Origin of the sequence: Pseudomonas sp. MYb193, from assembly GCF_002966775.1 — a bacterium.
GTDB lineage: Bacteria > Pseudomonadota > Gammaproteobacteria > Pseudomonadales > Pseudomonadaceae > Aquipseudomonas > Aquipseudomonas paracarnis.
Window position 1 is genome coordinate 5,907,819 of the sequence record NZ_CP023269.1, and the last position, 15,029, is coordinate 5,922,847.

Consider the following 15,029-nt stretch of genomic DNA (forward strand, 5'->3'; position numbering starts at 1 on the left):
GTCCCCTGTGGGAGCTGACTTGCCTGCTCCTACATTATTCAGCGCAAGGCTTCAGGGCCTTGGGGCGTAGGCGAAGACGTCGGCGCGCATCCGGTGCGCATCCATGCCGGCGCTGACCAGTGCGTCCAGCGTGCCGTAGATCATCGCCGGCGAACCGCTGGCGTAGACGTGCACGCTATTGAGGTCGGCAATGTCTTCGCACACTGCCTCATGCAGCAAACCACAGCGCCCTTCCCAGCCACACAGGTCGCTGACGACTTTGTGCAGGAACAGGTTGGGTAATTGCCGCCATTGATCCCAATGCTCGATTTCGTAGAAATCTTCCGGCAGACGCACGCCCCAATACAGATGCACCGGGTGCTTGAAGCCTGAAGCGCGGCAATGCTCGATCAGGCTGTTCATCTGCGCCATGCCGGTGCCAGCGGCCATCAGTACCAGTGGTCCGTCTGGCAGTTCAGCCAGATGAGTGTCGCCAAACGGCAGCTCGACGCGCGCCATCTGGTTACGCTGCAACTGCTCGATGAGGCTGCGCGCACTGGCTTCCCGCGCCAGTACATGCAACTCCAACTCACGCCCGGCATGGGGCGCCGAGGCCAGGGAAAACGCTGACTTTTCGCCGTTGTCCCGCTCGATCATCAGGTATTGCCCGGCGTGGTAACGCACCGCTTTGCCTGCCGGGGCGCGCAGGCGCACACGCCACACATCGCCACCCACTTGCACACACTCGATCAATTGGCACGACAATTTGCGCAACGGCAACTCTCCCGGCGCCAGAACGCCATCCCACAACACCACACAGTCCTCCAGTGGCTCGGCGATACAGGTGTAGAACTCACCATGATCGCGCACCTCCCCGGCTTGCTGTACGCGGCCCTCCACCAGCAACGCCGCACAGACATGGCACACGCCATTGCGACAGGCTTGGGGGCACTCATAGCCCAGGCGGCGTGCGCCTTCGAGGATTCGCTCGCCAGGAGCCAGCTCCAGCACAGCACCGGAAGGTTGCAGGGTTACACGCATCAATCTATTCCCAATTCTTTCCAGATCGCATCGACCCGCGCAGTGACGGCTTCATCCTTGACGATCACCCGGCCCCACTCACGCGTGGTTTCGCCCGGCCATTTATGCGTGGCATCCAGGCCCATCTTTGAGCCAAGGCCCGATACCGGCGACGCGAAGTCGAGGTAGTCGATGGGCGTGTTGTCGATCATCACCGTATCGCGCTTGGGGTCCATGCGCGTGGTGATGGCCCAGATCACGTCGTTCCAGTCTCGGGCATTGATGTCGTCGTCGGTGACGATAACGAACTTGGTGTACATGAACTGTCGCAAAAACGACCACACACCGAGCATTACCCGCTTGGCATGCCCCGGATACGACTTCTTCATGGTCACGATGGCCATGCGATACGAACAGCCCTCGGGCGGCAGGTAGAAGTCGGTAATTTCCGGGAATTGCTTTTGCAGGATCGGCACGAACACTTCGTTGAGCGCCACGCCGAGGATGGCCGGCTCATCGGGCGGACGACCCGTGTAGGTGCTGTGGTAGATCGGCTTGACCCGATGGGTGATGCGCTCGACGGTGAACACCGGGAAGCTGTCGACTTCGTTGTAGTAACCGGTGTGGTCGCCGTACGGGCCTTCATCGGCCATTTCACCTGGGTGAATCACGCCTTCAAGAATGATTTCGGCGGTGGCCGGCACTTGCAGGTCATTACCGCGGCACTTCACCAGCTCCGTGCGATTACCGCGCAACAAACCGGCGAAAGCGTACTCGGAGAGGCTGTCAGGTACGGGCGTGACTGCGCCGAGGATGGTCGCCGGGTCGGCACCCAGGGCCACGGATACCGGGAACGGCTTGCCGGGATGCTTTTCGCACCACTCACGGAAGTCGAGGGCGCCGCCACGGTGGCTGAGCCAGCGCATGATCACTTTGTTACGGGCAATGACTTGCTGACGGTAGATACCGAGGTTCTGGCGGTCCTTGTTCGGGCCTTTGGTGACGGTCAGGCCCCAGGTGATCAACGGGCCGACGTCGCCGGGCCAGCAGGTTTGCACCGGGAGCATGGCCAGATCGACATCGTCGCCCTCAATGACCACTTCCTGGCACACCGCGTCCTTGACCACCTTGGGGGCCATGGCAATGATCTTGCGGAAGATCGGCAGCTTGGACCAGGCGTCCTTCAAGCCCTTGGGCGGCTCGGGCTCCTTGAGAAAGGCCAGCAGCTTGCCGATCTCGCGCAGTTCGCTGACGGACTCGGCGCCCATGCCAAAGGCCACGCGCTCGGGAGTGCCGAACAGGTTGCCCAGCACCGGAATATCGAAGCCGGTCGGGTTTTCGAACAACAGCGCCGGGCCCTTGTTGCGCAAGGTGCGGTCGCAAATCTCAGTCATTTCCAGCACCGGAGAAATCGGCATCTGGATACGTTTCAACTCTCCGCGCTGCTCAAGTTGCTGCACGAAATCCCGAAGATCCTTGAATTTCATTAACCATGCCACCCGTAAAATAGGCGTACATCCTACCTGCTCTGAGGGCGGCTGGCAGCTTAATTGGCCGTCAATCCGCGTGATTGCAACGAACTGAACAACGGCTCCAGGAAGGCTTCGATGTGTCGCGCGCCGACGTCTGAAAGGTGGTTATCGTCGGTATACAGCGCTCGGCCATTGAGTTCGACCCGGCATACACCGTCGGTGCCACACAGCAAAGGCGCAGGGTCCAGCACCGCGACACCGCTGTCGGCCGCCGCCAACTCATCAAACAAGTGCGTGATAAAGGCCTGGCGCTTTACATGCTCGGCCACGGCGAGCCCTTCACCGTCCACGGGGCGGTTCATCATGGCCAGGCGGCTGAGACGGTAAGGTACGATGATTTCCTGCAGCGGCACTTCCTTGACCAGCCAGACCTTGTGCCCGGCAGCGCGCAAGCCCTGGATGCGCTCGCGCAAGCCCTGGGCAAAGCGTTGTTCGGCGACGGCACGCACATACTGGCCGGTGCCCGGGTCTTTGAGCGCATGCTCCTTGTCACCGGACATTTGCCCGTACACATACAGGCTCCAGCGGGCGGCCAACACCACATCGCTGAATGTCTGCTCGGCCATGGCCTTCTCGACGCGACGATTGAAATGCGCGCAACGGGCAATATTCTCCAGGCCATCGAGGGGAATACAGCCGGCAAAACTGGCTTCGACCAGGCTGATATCGTGGCGATCAGCGCCTTCTTTGAGTGCGGGTATCAGCGCGGTGGCGTGACTGTCGCCCCATACCAGCGCTGAAACAGATTGGCCTTTCGGGCCGAAATGGCAGAACAAGCGTTCATCGGGCGTATCTTTGTCGGCCATGCACGCCAGCAGGTCAGGGCTCCACTTCTTGGCCTGGGCAAAACGCAACGCCTGTTCGGACAAGCGCGAAGGCACGCCGTCAGCTTCGCGTATCGCAAGGCCAGTGAAGCCCAGCCCCAGAATGCCGACCATGGCTGACGCCAGAATCGCCTTACGCGAAGCCAGCAAACGCTTTTCCCGGAACGGCGTTTCCACGAAGCGCCAGGACAGATAGCCCAGCACCAGCGAAAGCAGCATCAGCCCCGCCAGCTCCAGCGCGCTCAAGCCATCTACCGCGGCATAGTTGGCGTACACGAACACCGGCCAGTGCCAGAGGTACCAGGAATAAGAGATCAGCCCGATACCCACCATGATCCGTGTGCCCAACAGGCGAGCGACCCAGGTCTGTTGCTGACCGTTGGCCCAGATCAACCCGACCACCCCCAGCACGGGCAACAACGCGGTCGCACCTGGGAACGGCGTTTTCGCGTCGTAGCCCAGCACAGCGATGAGGATCAATGCCAGGGAAGCCAGGCTGACCCCTTGAGCCAAGGCCGGCGAGGCGCGCCATTCACGCTTGGGCTGCACCGCCAGCATTGCACCGGCCAGTAGTTCCCAGGCCCGCAGGTGCAACAGGAAGAAGGCTTTCTGCGGCTCATGCTGAACCGCCCAGACGCTCATGCCAAACGACACCAACAGTACCGCGAACAATGCCAGGCGCCAGTGCTTCAACCGACTGGAAAGCAACGTCAGCAGCAATGGGAAGAAAATATAGAACTGCTCTTCTACTGCAAGCGACCAGGTATGCAGCAAGGGCTTGATGTCGGATGAGGCATCAAAGTAGCCATGCTGACGCGAGAACAACAGGTTCGACGTAAAGGTCACCTGATAGTGCGCAGACCGCCCTAACTCCTCATAGTCCTTGGGCGCCAACAGAAACCAACCCACTGCCAGTGTCGCGGCGATCATCACAAACAGGGCCGGCAAGATACGCCGGGCTCGACGAGCCCAGAAGTCGATGAAGCTGAAGCGTCCAGCTTGACGCTCACGCCAGATAATTGACGTGATCAGGAAACCTGAGATGACGAAGAAGACGTCAACGCCAACAAAACCGCCAGTAATGCCAGGGACACCAAAGTGGAACAACACGACTGCAAGGACAGCAATGGCACGCAGGCCATCGATGTCTCTGCGGTAAGCAAGGGTGGTCATAAGAATGTGGTCAGTCTGCGACGAAAGGGATGAGCGAAGTCACGCGTCAATTTTTGTTACTTAACGGATACTTATGCCACAAAAATCGCAGAATCTCGACGCAAAAAAAATGGCGCCCCATTAAGGACGCCATTTTTTTGGACCTGAAACGCTGTATTACTTGCGTTTCATCGACAGGAAGAACTCGTCGTTGGTCTTGGTGGTTTTCAGCTTGTCGATCAGAAACTCGATGGCCGCGACTTCGTCCATCGGGTGCAGCAGCTTGCGCAGGATCCACATACGCTGCAGTTCGTCGTCTGCGGTCAGCAACTCTTCGCGGCGGGTGCCGGAGCGGTTGATGTTGATCGCCGGGAACACACGCTTTTCAGCGATGCGGCGGTCCAAAGGCAGTTCCATGTTGCCGGTACCCTTGAACTCTTCGTAGATCACTTCGTCCATCTTCGAGCCGGTTTCAACCAGCGCGGTGGCGATAATGGTCAGCGAGCCGCCTTCTTCGATGTTCCGCGCAGCGCCGAAGAAACGCTTTGGTTTCTCCAGGGCGTGGGCATCGACACCACCGGTCAGCACCTTGCCGGAGCTCGGGATCACGGTGTTGTAGGCACGGGCCAGACGCGTGATGGAATCGAGCAGGATCACCACGTCTTTCTTGTGCTCGACCAGGCGCTTGGCCTTTTCGATCACCATTTCGGCAACCTGCACGTGGCGGGTTGGCGGCTCATCGAACGTCGAGGCAACCACTTCGCCGCGCACGGTGCGCTGCATTTCGGTCACTTCTTCCGGACGCTCATCGATCAACAGCACGATCAGATGAACTTCAGGGTTGTTACGTGCAATGTTCGCGGCGATGTTCTGCAGCATGATGGTCTTGCCGGCTTTCGGCGGTGCGACGATCAGGCCACGCTGGCCTTTGCCGATCGGAGCGCAGAGATCGATCACACGACCGGTCAAGTCTTCGGTGGAGCCGTTACCGGCTTCCATCTTCATGCGCACGGTCGGGAACAGCGGGGTCAGGTTCTCGAAGAGAATCTTGTTTTTCGCGTTCTCTGGGCGGTCGAAGTTGATCGTGTCGACCTTGAGCAGGGCGAAGTAACGCTCGCCTTCCTTCGGAGGACGGATCTTGCCAACGATGGTGTCACCAGTGCGCAAGTTGAAGCGACGGATCTGGCTCGGCGAGACGTAGATATCGTCTGGGCCGGCGAGATAGGACGCGTCTGCAGAGCGGAGGAAGCCGAAGCCGTCCTGGAGGATCTCCAGCACGCCATCACCGGAGATTTCCTCGCCGCTTTTCGCGTGCTTCTTGAGCAGGGAGAAAATCACGTCCTGCTTGCGCGAACGGGCCATATTTTCTATGCCCATTTCTTCGGCCAATTGGAGCAGGTCGGTAATCGGCTTTTGCTTGAGTTCAGTCAGATTCATATAGGAATGACGTAATCATTTATGGAGGGGGGGGAAATTAAGCTTTTGGCTTAATGAGGCCGCGCCGCAGAGAAGGCGACAGGATCGCGTACTAATCGAAAAGGAATGCGTCGGCGACGGCTTGCAGGGGGCAGTGGAGAAACCACTGCGGGGCCGAATGTACCACCTGGATTTCGGAGCGTCTAGCCCTGCTTTACGAAAAAGCCCCGCTATTTGCGGGGCTTTTTTGACGACGCTTAGATGTTCGCGTCGAGGAAAGCTTGCAACTGGGACTTCGACAGCGCGCCCACTTTAGTCGCTTCAACATTGCCGTTCTTGAACAGCATCAGCGTAGGAATACCACGTACGCCATGCTTGGCCGGAGTTTCCTGGTTGTCGTCGATGTTCAGCTTGGCAACGGTCAGCTTGCCTTCGTAGGTGGTTGCAATGTCGTCCAGGACCGGAGCGATCATTTTGCAAGGGCCGCACCATTCAGCCCAATAGTCAACCAGCACCGGGCCGGCAGCCTTGAGTACTTCGGCCTCAAAGGTCGCGTCGGTGACGTGCTTGATAAGATCGTTGCTCATGGATGTCTCCGGATTGTAAGCAAAAAAAACGTTGCCCATCATAGCCGCCCTTCCCCTGTTCAGGAAGCCGCGTCTGATTGAGTCTTGCTATGAAGTTGAATGAGTGTGGGTATGACCCCACTCACGACGTAACGGGCGTCACGAACGCAATGCCCGTGCGCAACGCAGCATTACGTATATGTTCCTGCATGGTTTTCTGCGCCGTCGTACTGTTGCGGCGGGCCAGGGCACGCAGGATCCTGCGATGTTCCTGCCAGGTTTCCATGGCCCGCTCCGGCCGGATGAACGGTAGTTTCTGACTCTCCAAAAACACCTCGGCACTGGCACTGAGGATACTCACCATTGCCTGGTTACCGCTGGCCAGCAGAATGCACTGGTGAAATTCGAAGTCCAGGCGAGCGGCCGCTTCGAAGTCACCCGCCTTGAGCACTCTGTGCATGGCTTCGACATTATCCTCCAGGCTGTCCAGCGCCTCGATGGTCAGTGTCATTGCTGCCAACCCCGCCGCAAACCCCTCCAATGCGTAGCGCAGTTGGAAGATATCCGGCGGCGTAACCTGCGCCGCGAAGGGCCAGGCAAACCCTGGCGCTTCTTGCACGTCCTGCACGAACACGCCCTTGCCCGGCTGCACACTGACCACGCCCAAGGCGCTAAGGGATGACAGCGCCTCACGCAACGAAGCCCGACTCACCCCCAATTGCAGGGCCAGGTCGCGCTGGGACGGTAACGCATCGCCCGGCCCGAAGCCTTGCTCCTTGATGAGTTTGCGGATGGCCTGCAAGGCCGCTTCCGGTACGGCTTGGGCAATGGAATTCATAAAAAGCTCAGGTTCCCGATAGCTGCGTGACCCGTTGTAAAACTATTTATGGTCGGCTGCAAGCCACGCCCCAAAGGGGCTCGCAGCTTTTTGTCAGCGCTCGAAAAGGGTGCGAAAACCCTGGTAACTGTTCAGACCAGTAAGACCTGTGCACCTCAACAAACATCAGCCTTGCAGACGATCCGAACGGTGCTGGCATGGGCTGTGCACTGGGCAAACTCAGAAAATTCCTTCGCCTTTTTCGGAGAGTTGCCATGACCAAGCGCTACAGCGCCCTGCTCACTGCCCTGTTTGCCAGCCTGATGCTGAGCCAGGCACCCGCCCAGGCGAATGGTCTGGATGATATCGTCGCTCGTGGCACCCTGAAGGTTGCCGTCCCCCAGGACTTTCCGCCGTTTGGCTCGGTCGGCCCTGACATGCAACCCCGTGGCCTGGACATCGACACCGCAAAGCTGCTGGCCGACCAACTCAAGGTCAAGCTGGAACTGACCCCGGTGAACAGCACCAACCGCATCCCGTTCCTCACCACCGGCAAGGTCGACCTGGTGATTTCCAGCCTGGGCAAGAACCCCGAGCGCGCAAAGGTCATCGACTTCTCCAACGCCTACGCGCCGTTCTACCTCGCCGTGTTTGGGCCGCCTGACGCCGCCATCACCAGCCTCGACGACCTCAAGGGCAAGACCATTAGCGTGACCCGTGGCGCCATCGAGGACATCGAGCTGACAGCGGTAGCGCCCAAGGAAGCCACGATCAAGCGATTTGAAGACAACAATTCCACCATCGCCGCCTACCTGGCCGGCCAGGTCGACCTGATCGCCAGCGGCAACGTGGTCATGGTGGCCATCAGCGAACGCAACCCCAAACGCGTACCCGCGCTGAAGGTGAAGCTCAAGGACTCGCCGGTGTACGTGGGCGTGAACAAGAACGAGCCGGCGCTGTTGGAAAAGGTCAACCAGATCCTGGTCGCGGCCAAGGCTGACGGTAGCCTGGAGAAAAACGCCATGCAGTGGCTCAAAGAACCGCTGCCTGCCGACCTCTGACGCGGAGCTCAACGATGGCCTATCAATTCGACTTTGTGCCGGTGCTGGCCAATACCGACCTGCTCCTGCGTGGCGCGCTGTTCACCCTTGAGCTGACGGCCATTGGCGCCCTCCTCGGCGTGGCACTGGGAACCGTCGGCGCCGTGGTAAGGGCGTGGAAGATCCAGCCGTTCGCGTGGCTCTTTGGTGTGTATGTCGAGTTGATCCGCAACACGCCGTTCCTGGTGCAACTGTTCTTTATCTTCTTCGGTCTGCCGTCCCTGGGGTTGAAAATCACTGAATGGCAAGCCGCCGTGCTGGCGATGGTGATCAACCTGGGGGCGTACTCCACCGAGATCATCCGTGCGGGCATCCAGGCCATCCCTCGAGGGCAACTGGAGGCGGCCGCGGCGCTGGCAATGACGCGCTTTGAAGCGTTTCGCCATGTGGTGCTGCTGCCGGCCCTGGGCAAGGTGTGGCCAGCCCTGAGCAGCCAGATCATCATCGTGATGCTCGGCTCGGCGGTGTGTTCGCAGATCGCGACCGAAGAGCTGAGCTTTGCCGCCAACTTTATCCAGTCGCGTAATTTCCGTGCCTTTGAAACCTATGCCCTGACCACCCTGGTGTACCTGTGCATGGCGCTGATGATTCGCCAGTTGCTCAACTGGATCGGCCGACGGTTTGTCATGAGGAACAGCCGATGAGTGATTTTTCGTTCTGGGACATCGTGCGCAACCTGCTTACCGGCCTGCAATGGACGCTGCTGCTGTCGCTAGTGGCGTTTGTGGGCGGCGGCCTGATCGGCTTACTGGTGATGACCCTGCGCATCAGCCGCAAAGCGTTCCCACGCAACATTGCCCGCACCTATATCGAACTGTTCCAGGGCACGCCACTGCTGATGCAGCTGTTCCTGGTGTTTTTCGGCGTTGCCCTGCTCGGCGTGGACATATCGCCCTGGCTGGCAGCGGCGATTGCGTTGACCCTGTTTACCAGCGCTTACCTGGCTGAAATATGGCGCGGCTGCGTCGACTCAATTGCCCACGGCCAATGGGAAGCCTCGGCCAGCCTGGCCCTCAACCCGCTTGAACAACTGCGCTACGTGATCTTGCCCCAGGCGCTACGTATTGCTGTCGCGCCGACAGTGGGCTTCTCGGTGCAGGTGGTCAAAGGCACCGCCGTGACCTCGATCATCGGCTTCACCGAACTGACCAAGACGGGCGGCATGCTCGCCAACGCCACCTTCGAACCCTTCATGGTCTATGGCCTGGTGGCCCTCGGTTACTTCCTGCTTTGCTACCCCTTGTCCCTCAGTGCGCGCTACCTGGAAAGGAGACTGCATGCCTCTGCTTAGAATTTCCGCCCTACATAAGTATTACGGCGATCACCACGTGCTCAAGGGCATCGACCTGACGGTGGACGAAGGCCAGGTGGTGGCAATCATCGGCCGCAGCGGCTCGGGCAAGTCCACCTTGCTGCGCACCCTCAATGGTCTGGAGTCGATCAACGACGGCGTCATCGAAGTCGATGGTGAATACCTCGACGCGGCCCGCGCCGACCTGCGCAGCCTGCGGCAGAAGGTCGGCATGGTGTTCCAGCAATTCAATCTGTTCCCGCACCTGACCGTGGGCGAGAACGTGATGCTGGCGCCGCAAGTGGTGCAGAAAGTGCCAAAGGCCAAAGCGGTGCAGTTGGCAAAGCAGATGCTGGAACGGGTAGGCCTGGGCGAGAAGTTCGACGCTTTCCCTGATCGACTGTCCGGTGGCCAGCAACAGCGAGTCGCCATTGCCCGCGCGCTGGCCATGTCACCCAAAGTGCTGCTGTGCGATGAAATCACATCGGCCCTGGACCCGGAGTTGGTCAATGAAGTGCTCAGCGTGGTGCGCCAACTGGCTAAAGACGGCATGACCCTGATCATGGTGACCCACGAAATGCGTTTTGCCCGGGAGGTTGGGGATAAGCTGGTGTTCATGCACCAGGGTAAGGTGCATGAAGTGGGCGATCCGAAAGTGCTGTTTGCACATCCGCAATCTGCCGAGCTGGCAAACTTCATCGGCAGCCATGGATCACCTGCCTGAGGACTCAGCCACCGGACACCAGCTCGAAACGCCCATTGCCCTCGTATGTGGTTTTATTGCCAACAGCAGTGGCTGCGCTCGATAGCCAGGTGTCTACTTGCACCTGCGCCGAAAAAGCGTGGCCTCTGGCAGGAGCTCCGCCGACCAGCACTACCAGAGATTGGCCTGGGCGTAGCTGGGCGTCCCGTTCGGTAGGGTTGTGCCATTGCGCTAACTCGATGGGTTTACCGTCGAGTTGAGGATGCTGAAGCGTCAGGTTGAAAAAACCCTGGCGGCCAAACCTGTAGCCAGTCTCATTGGCCGGCACGCCTTGAAAACGTAGCGCAATCACCGCAGCCTCCACGCAGATCACGTTCAGACGTACCATACGCTTTCCCAGCGAAGCACCCCGATTTTCGAGCTGTTCGCCTGGGCGAAGCAGGCCGTAATCGATGATGGGCTGGCTCAGGGACAGGCGGCAGTTCGCAGCACTTGCCGGCGCTGCCAGTAAAAGGCAGCTCAACAACAGCCCCAAGCCTTTGAGGCACCCGATACGCCACTCATTCATGCGGGCCATCTCACCGACAGACCGCCGAAGCGGTTTCGTAGAATTTGCCATTATAGGTTTGCTCCGGAAGGTCGAGTTGCAGCGCGCAGGACACTGTGCTGGAAGAGACTTTAAGGGCTTGGGGGGCGTCGACGTTGCTGAGAAAAATCATCCCATCCCCAACCACCGTGGTCAGCAATGCATTTTCTGGCCCCAGCACGGCAGCGCCCTGAGGCAATGGTTTGCCGTGTATATCCGTAGCGCGCAGCAGTACCCGGCGTACGTTGATTACTTCGAAATCGACCCTGTTGAAGGACCCACGGCCCGCTTCCAGGACCTTGGTACCGTTCTTGATATCCATCTGGCGAGGTAGGCTTTTGCCTTCCAACTCCAACACACTCGACTGATAAGCCGGCAAACTGGCGATCACAGCCTTGCCCCACGGGTCGGTCCACACCGGCCCTTGAGGTGTGGTAAGACGAGCACCGGCAACCTCGCCCACCGAGACCACGCCAAACGTGTCCTCAACCCGATACGGCGACAATGTGAAACCTTCAGAATGGGCGACCACCGCCCCTTGCAATTGCCCGGAGTAACTGGTGCTGGACGAGTCACGATTCAGCCCCAGCCCCACTTGCGCGTAACGAGAAGACGCGTTGAGCGTGCCGCCCAGGGTGTGCTCACGATGCCCTGCGAAGTCTCTGTCGCTGCGTATCTGGTAGTTCAGCGTCTCGTCGACACGCTCATCATAGGCAGTGCCGATACTGGAGCGCTCTCCCTGACGTCGAGCGAATGCGCTGAGGCTCCGATCACGGCCCAAGGGAACACTGACCTGCAGTCGAATACCCAGTCCGTCATCGTTCCGGTCATCGGCACTGTTGGACTGGCCAATCTGAGAGTCCACGGTCACACCGACGCTGGCATATCTGAAGCTCTTGTTCCACGTGCCGTAGATATTCTGGGTAATCCGGCTCTTGAAATCGGCCCCCCGGTTATAACCGATTGAGAAGCCACCCAACTGAGGGTCAGCCCAACTGAATCCTACGGTGTACTGGTTCTTGAATCGCGAGCCATCCACATCGTTTACATGAGGCGTCACTGTATCGATGACGTCACGATAGCCCGGTGTCTGCGCAGTGGCACTCAAGGACATCTGTACATTCGCAGGCAGACCGACGCTCACAGACACACTGTTGCGCGCGCCTTGTACGTTTGTTGAATGATCCCGGGACAAGTTGTTACGCACCCCCAGGGAAAAGCGCTGGGAAAAGCTGCTGTCCAGGGCAAGCCCTACCGCATTGTAGCTATCGGTACCTTGTACCCCTGCGCTGACCGCGCTGTCCTTGCCCACAGCCCACGTACCACTGGCCATGGCCAGCAAGGGCTCTTTGGCCCCTCTCCCCTCCACCTCGCGGACCTTGCCCAAAGAAGCTGTATATCCAGACTTCACGGGGACCACTGCGCGGAACGTAGCAGCCGGCACGACAAAACTGCGCTGCCCGCCCTGAGTCTCTATCACCGTGACTTGAAGGTCGCTGGTGCCGTTGAGCAAGGGCAGATTGGTCAGCGTAAAAGGCCCCTCAGGAACGACCGTGGTATAGATCAACGCGCCGGATTGCCGTACTTCCACCCGTGATTGGCTCAGGGCTCGCCCCTCGACTACCACGCCATTGTGACTGCCACCACTTTCAATACCATCGGGGAAAATCTGCGCGCCCGTCAGTTGTACTCCCCCAAACACCGGGTTATTGCTCGATATCTGACCGACCTGGAAGGTCGAAGCCAAAGGCAAGAAATCCCGTTGTGCATAGGCGAAAAGGTGTTCGGCCGTTGTGCGGCGATCGTTGGAAATATAAAGCTGGCGGCTGCGGGCAATCCAATCACCAAAATTGAAGCCCACCTCTGTGGAGGCTGAAAGATACCGATAGGTATCCGCCCTGGAATGACTGTTGATTGCCTGGACGTCGTAATTGAGTAGCGCTGCCGTGCCTCCGCGCGCATAGCTGCCGGAGTCTCGCTGAACGTCTCGCAGCGCTTGCGTAGGCACCACCAACGACACCTCTTCGTTGCCAGGGCGCAATGTCGTTACTGTCTCAGGGTATTCGGCTTTGAAGTCATGACAGGCTTGCTCGGGGGGGACACTTTTGTCGATCACCGAGGAAGGTACCCGCAAGCTGCCACGATCAAGCAAACTACGGGTAAAGCATAGCTCACCTTCTTTATCGAACCGAGCATCCGTCAAGCCTATCCGCTCACCGTTGACGTGCAGGTCCACGACCCTCACACCCTCACTGAAACGTGGCGCATGACGAAAATAGTGGGCAACCGAAGGGCTGATACCCCGCGCCTGCAGCGTTTCCAAGTCGAACCCGGAAATGCTCGATACACGGGCGGCAGAAGCATCCGTGACCACCACCGCCATCATTGCCATGCACACCGACAGGCTCAGCCCGCTTCGCCTGAAAAGCGCCTCACGCTTTTGTACATGATTCAAGTCGTCGGGAACTGCACCGAAATTGCCATTGGTTGTGTTCATGAACGGTCACGGCGCATTCGTGATGAGCAGCGCATCGTAGCTATCGACAGCGAAGCCGTAGACGGTCGCGGGTTCGAGGGTGACCGAGGTCGCACCGGGTACAGGCTTGTCCAAGGCCACCTGCAACACTTCGCCAGGCAGCACGTAGGTACGAGCAAGGCTGGCCGTCACTCGTTGCGGATTAAGACGGACGTCTGCCGCCAAGCGAACTACGTAGGGGCTGTCGTTGCGCACACTCAAGACGTTGGCCTGAAGATGCCAGGTCAGTAGTTCCCAAGGCGCATCGTTTTTTGGCAAGCCTTTGGGATGCAGGATCAGCGGAAGGTTCTGCCGAAGGCTGATACCAATGGTCGCACCGGAACCAGGTTGTGCCTGAGGAATTCCTTCGAAGGACACACGCTTCAGGCGCTGGGTCTTGAGTGGTTCGGTGCCTATTGAAAGAAACCGCACCATCTGACGCTCTCCTGCATCCACACGTGTGACCGGTGGGGTGACAACAATCAGTTGCTCGGTATCTTCCGGGACATCCTCGATAACCGAGTGCAGCAGTGCCGGACTGCTATCCGTGTTGGTGACGTTAATGCTGACTTCACCTTCTGCCTCATGTAGCACAATGACGGTGGTATCAGGACGCATACCGTCGGCGAACAGCACCGCCGGCAAGAAAAAACCTATTAACAAGCATGATTTAAGAAATCTTTTAACCATCACTTCACTACCCACTTGTGCGCACAGGCTTTGCGAAAGAAATATTGGCCGACACAAAGCCCGCTTAATAAAGCGTGGCTCTGCTCGGCCCCTTTCCGCACCTAGTTATAGATAGCGCAGCTCCAAAGTAGCCTGACCGTCCAGATTAATCTGATTACTCATATTTAACTCTGATGTTTTATTGATAACAGGCAACACTTCAATTTGGCCTGCCACCGTATTAAGCTTGATAGGTGCGTAGACATTTCCTGCCCGCCAAGCCGTAAGGTTGGAGGTATGGCCGACGGCTTGGGTGCTATTCGTATGCCAATATCCGCCATTATTCTCGGAACCAACAATCCCCACCGCTACACCGTCCGCCACAGAATTACGTAGGTGGATCAGATACCCACCAATCTTTTGCCCCTGGGACGTAGCACCCAATCCGAAGTTATAAATATCTTTATAATTACTGCCAAAAAGACTGAGCATCATGCCGGGAATTCGAGAGCTTGCACGATTGTCCGACGCCCTGATCGCCACCGTTGTCTTGACATTGCTGGCACACTTGATCGAATAAGGCGTTGTCTTTTTAGCCAACTGTGTATAACGCGTCGGACTCAGGGAATTCGGGTCAATCCTTCCGTAGTCAAAAACCGAATTGGTTATCGTGAAACTGCAGCTGACGGGGGCAATCGTTCCTTTCACACTCAGGTCAGCAGCTTGAGCATGAAAACCAAGGGACGCCAAGCACGCGACACTCATTACAAACATCGTCTTATTCATTTTTAGCACTCTCAACATAACGATAAATATCAGATCAAACCCGATGACTATTAGGCCTGCGCTATCACCCACA

At 58.3% G+C, this 15,029-nt stretch carries 14 protein-coding genes; 4 read left to right on the forward strand and 10 right to left on the reverse strand.

All coding sequences use genetic code 11. The features are described from left to right. Positions 1-51: 51 nt before the first annotated feature. From CLM72_RS27235 to CLM72_RS27260, 6 genes are all read right to left on the reverse strand, one after another. Positions 52-1,020: a CDP-6-deoxy-delta-3,4-glucoseen reductase gene (locus tag CLM72_RS27235; RefSeq protein ID WP_105228923.1), complete on the reverse strand. Its 969-nt coding sequence runs from the start codon at positions 1,018-1,020 to the stop codon at positions 52-54. Next, on the reverse strand, positions 1,020-2,486 hold the full coding sequence (ubiD, locus tag CLM72_RS27240) for a 4-hydroxy-3-polyprenylbenzoate decarboxylase (RefSeq protein WP_105228924.1): 1,467 nt from the start codon (positions 2,484-2,486) through the stop codon (positions 1,020-1,022). Before ubiD ends, CLM72_RS27235 begins: the two co-directional genes overlap by 1 nt. A 59-nt stretch (positions 2,487-2,545) precedes the next feature. Further along, the gene (locus tag CLM72_RS27245) at positions 2,546-4,528 is read right to left on the reverse strand and encodes an acyltransferase family protein (protein WP_105228925.1); all 1,983 of its coding nucleotides are present in this window, start codon (positions 4,526-4,528) and stop codon (positions 2,546-2,548) included. Positions 4,529-4,684: 156 nt separating this feature from the next. Then, on the reverse strand, positions 4,685-5,944 hold the full coding sequence (gene rho / locus CLM72_RS27250; RefSeq protein WP_003176825.1) for a transcription termination factor Rho: 1,260 nt from the start codon (positions 5,942-5,944) through the stop codon (positions 4,685-4,687). A gap of 236 nt (positions 5,945-6,180) precedes the next feature. Beyond that, positions 6,181-6,510, reverse strand: coding sequence for a thioredoxin TrxA (gene trxA / locus CLM72_RS27255; RefSeq protein ID WP_034129019.1), 330 nt, complete (start codon positions 6,508-6,510; stop codon positions 6,181-6,183). A 121-nt stretch (positions 6,511-6,631) separates the two neighbouring features. Continuing rightward, positions 6,632-7,327, reverse strand: coding sequence for a FadR/GntR family transcriptional regulator (locus CLM72_RS27260; protein WP_105228926.1), 696 nt, complete (start codon positions 7,325-7,327; stop codon positions 6,632-6,634). A 254-nt stretch (positions 7,328-7,581) separates the two neighbouring features. Between CLM72_RS27260 and CLM72_RS27265 the strand changes: the two genes are divergently transcribed. From CLM72_RS27265 to CLM72_RS27280, 4 genes are read left to right on the forward strand one after another with little or no spacing between them, the layout of a single operon-like run. Beyond that, complete coding sequence (locus CLM72_RS27265; RefSeq protein WP_105228927.1) at positions 7,582-8,367, forward strand: transporter substrate-binding domain-containing protein; 786 nt, start codon at positions 7,582-7,584, stop codon at positions 8,365-8,367. A gap of 14 nt (positions 8,368-8,381) precedes the next feature. After that, complete coding sequence (locus tag CLM72_RS27270) at positions 8,382-9,050, forward strand: amino acid ABC transporter permease (protein WP_054896001.1); 669 nt, start codon at positions 8,382-8,384, stop codon at positions 9,048-9,050. Continuing rightward, a complete protein-coding gene (locus tag CLM72_RS27275; protein WP_073526089.1) occupies positions 9,047-9,697 on the forward strand; it encodes an amino acid ABC transporter permease in 651 nt (216 codons plus the stop codon). Before CLM72_RS27270 ends, CLM72_RS27275 begins: the two co-directional genes overlap by 4 nt. Further along, entirely contained in the window at positions 9,684-10,421 is a 738-nt protein-coding gene (locus CLM72_RS27280; protein WP_034129024.1) for an amino acid ABC transporter ATP-binding protein, read from the forward strand. The genes CLM72_RS27275 and CLM72_RS27280 overlap by 14 nt, the downstream gene beginning before the upstream one ends. Positions 10,422-10,425: 4 nt before the next feature. Here CLM72_RS27280 and CLM72_RS27285 read toward each other — a convergent pair whose 3' ends face one another. From CLM72_RS27285 to CLM72_RS27300, 4 genes are all read right to left on the reverse strand, one after another. Continuing rightward, a complete protein-coding gene (locus tag CLM72_RS27285; protein ID WP_230960007.1) occupies positions 10,426-10,788 on the reverse strand; it encodes a hypothetical protein in 363 nt (120 codons plus the stop codon). Between the two features lie 190 nt (positions 10,789-10,978). Beyond that, positions 10,979-13,483, reverse strand: coding sequence for a fimbria/pilus outer membrane usher protein (locus tag CLM72_RS27290; RefSeq protein ID WP_283250718.1), 2,505 nt, complete (start codon positions 13,481-13,483; stop codon positions 10,979-10,981). A gap of 6 nt (positions 13,484-13,489) precedes the next feature. Further along, positions 13,490-14,191, reverse strand: a complete 702-nt coding sequence (locus tag CLM72_RS27295; protein WP_081095710.1) for a fimbria/pilus chaperone family protein — start codon at positions 14,189-14,191, stop codon at positions 13,490-13,492. A gap of 105 nt (positions 14,192-14,296) precedes the next feature. Further along, positions 14,297-14,956 carry a DUF1120 domain-containing protein gene (locus tag CLM72_RS27300; protein WP_157717968.1) on the reverse strand — a complete coding sequence of 220 codons (660 nt, stop codon included), beginning with the start codon at positions 14,954-14,956 and terminating at the stop codon, positions 14,297-14,299. Positions 14,957-15,029: the final 73 nt, after the last annotated feature.

Coding starts and splice junctions, on each gene's coding strand:
- CLM72_RS27235 (WP_105228923.1), bottom strand. CDS start 1,020: ATGCGTGTAACCCTGCAACCTTCCGGTGCTGTGCTGGAGCTGGCTCCT.
- ubiD (WP_105228924.1), bottom strand. CDS start 2,486: ATGAAATTCAAGGATCTTCGGGATTTCGTGCAGCAACTTGAGCAGCGC.
- CLM72_RS27245 (WP_105228925.1), bottom strand. CDS start 4,528: ATGACCACCCTTGCTTACCGCAGAGACATCGATGGCCTGCGTGCCATT.
- rho (WP_003176825.1), bottom strand. CDS start 5,944: ATGAATCTGACTGAACTCAAGCAAAAGCCGATTACCGACCTGCTCCAA.
- trxA (WP_034129019.1), bottom strand. CDS start 6,510: ATGAGCAACGATCTTATCAAGCACGTCACCGACGCGACCTTTGAGGCC.
- CLM72_RS27260 (WP_105228926.1), bottom strand. CDS start 7,327: ATGAATTCCATTGCCCAAGCCGTACCGGAAGCGGCCTTGCAGGCCATC.
- CLM72_RS27265 (WP_105228927.1), top strand. CDS start 7,582: ATGACCAAGCGCTACAGCGCCCTGCTCACTGCCCTGTTTGCCAGCCTG.
- CLM72_RS27270 (WP_054896001.1), top strand. CDS start 8,382: ATGGCCTATCAATTCGACTTTGTGCCGGTGCTGGCCAATACCGACCTG.
- CLM72_RS27275 (WP_073526089.1), top strand. CDS start 9,047: ATGAGTGATTTTTCGTTCTGGGACATCGTGCGCAACCTGCTTACCGGC.
- CLM72_RS27280 (WP_034129024.1), top strand. CDS start 9,684: ATGCCTCTGCTTAGAATTTCCGCCCTACATAAGTATTACGGCGATCAC.
- CLM72_RS27285 (WP_230960007.1), bottom strand. CDS start 10,788: ATGGTACGTCTGAACGTGATCTGCGTGGAGGCTGCGGTGATTGCGCTA.
- CLM72_RS27290 (WP_283250718.1), bottom strand. CDS start 13,483: ATGAACACAACCAATGGCAATTTCGGTGCAGTTCCCGACGACTTGAAT.
- CLM72_RS27295 (WP_081095710.1), bottom strand. CDS start 14,191: ATGGTTAAAAGATTTCTTAAATCATGCTTGTTAATAGGTTTTTTCTTG.
- CLM72_RS27300 (WP_157717968.1), bottom strand. CDS start 14,956: ATGAATAAGACGATGTTTGTAATGAGTGTCGCGTGCTTGGCGTCCCTT.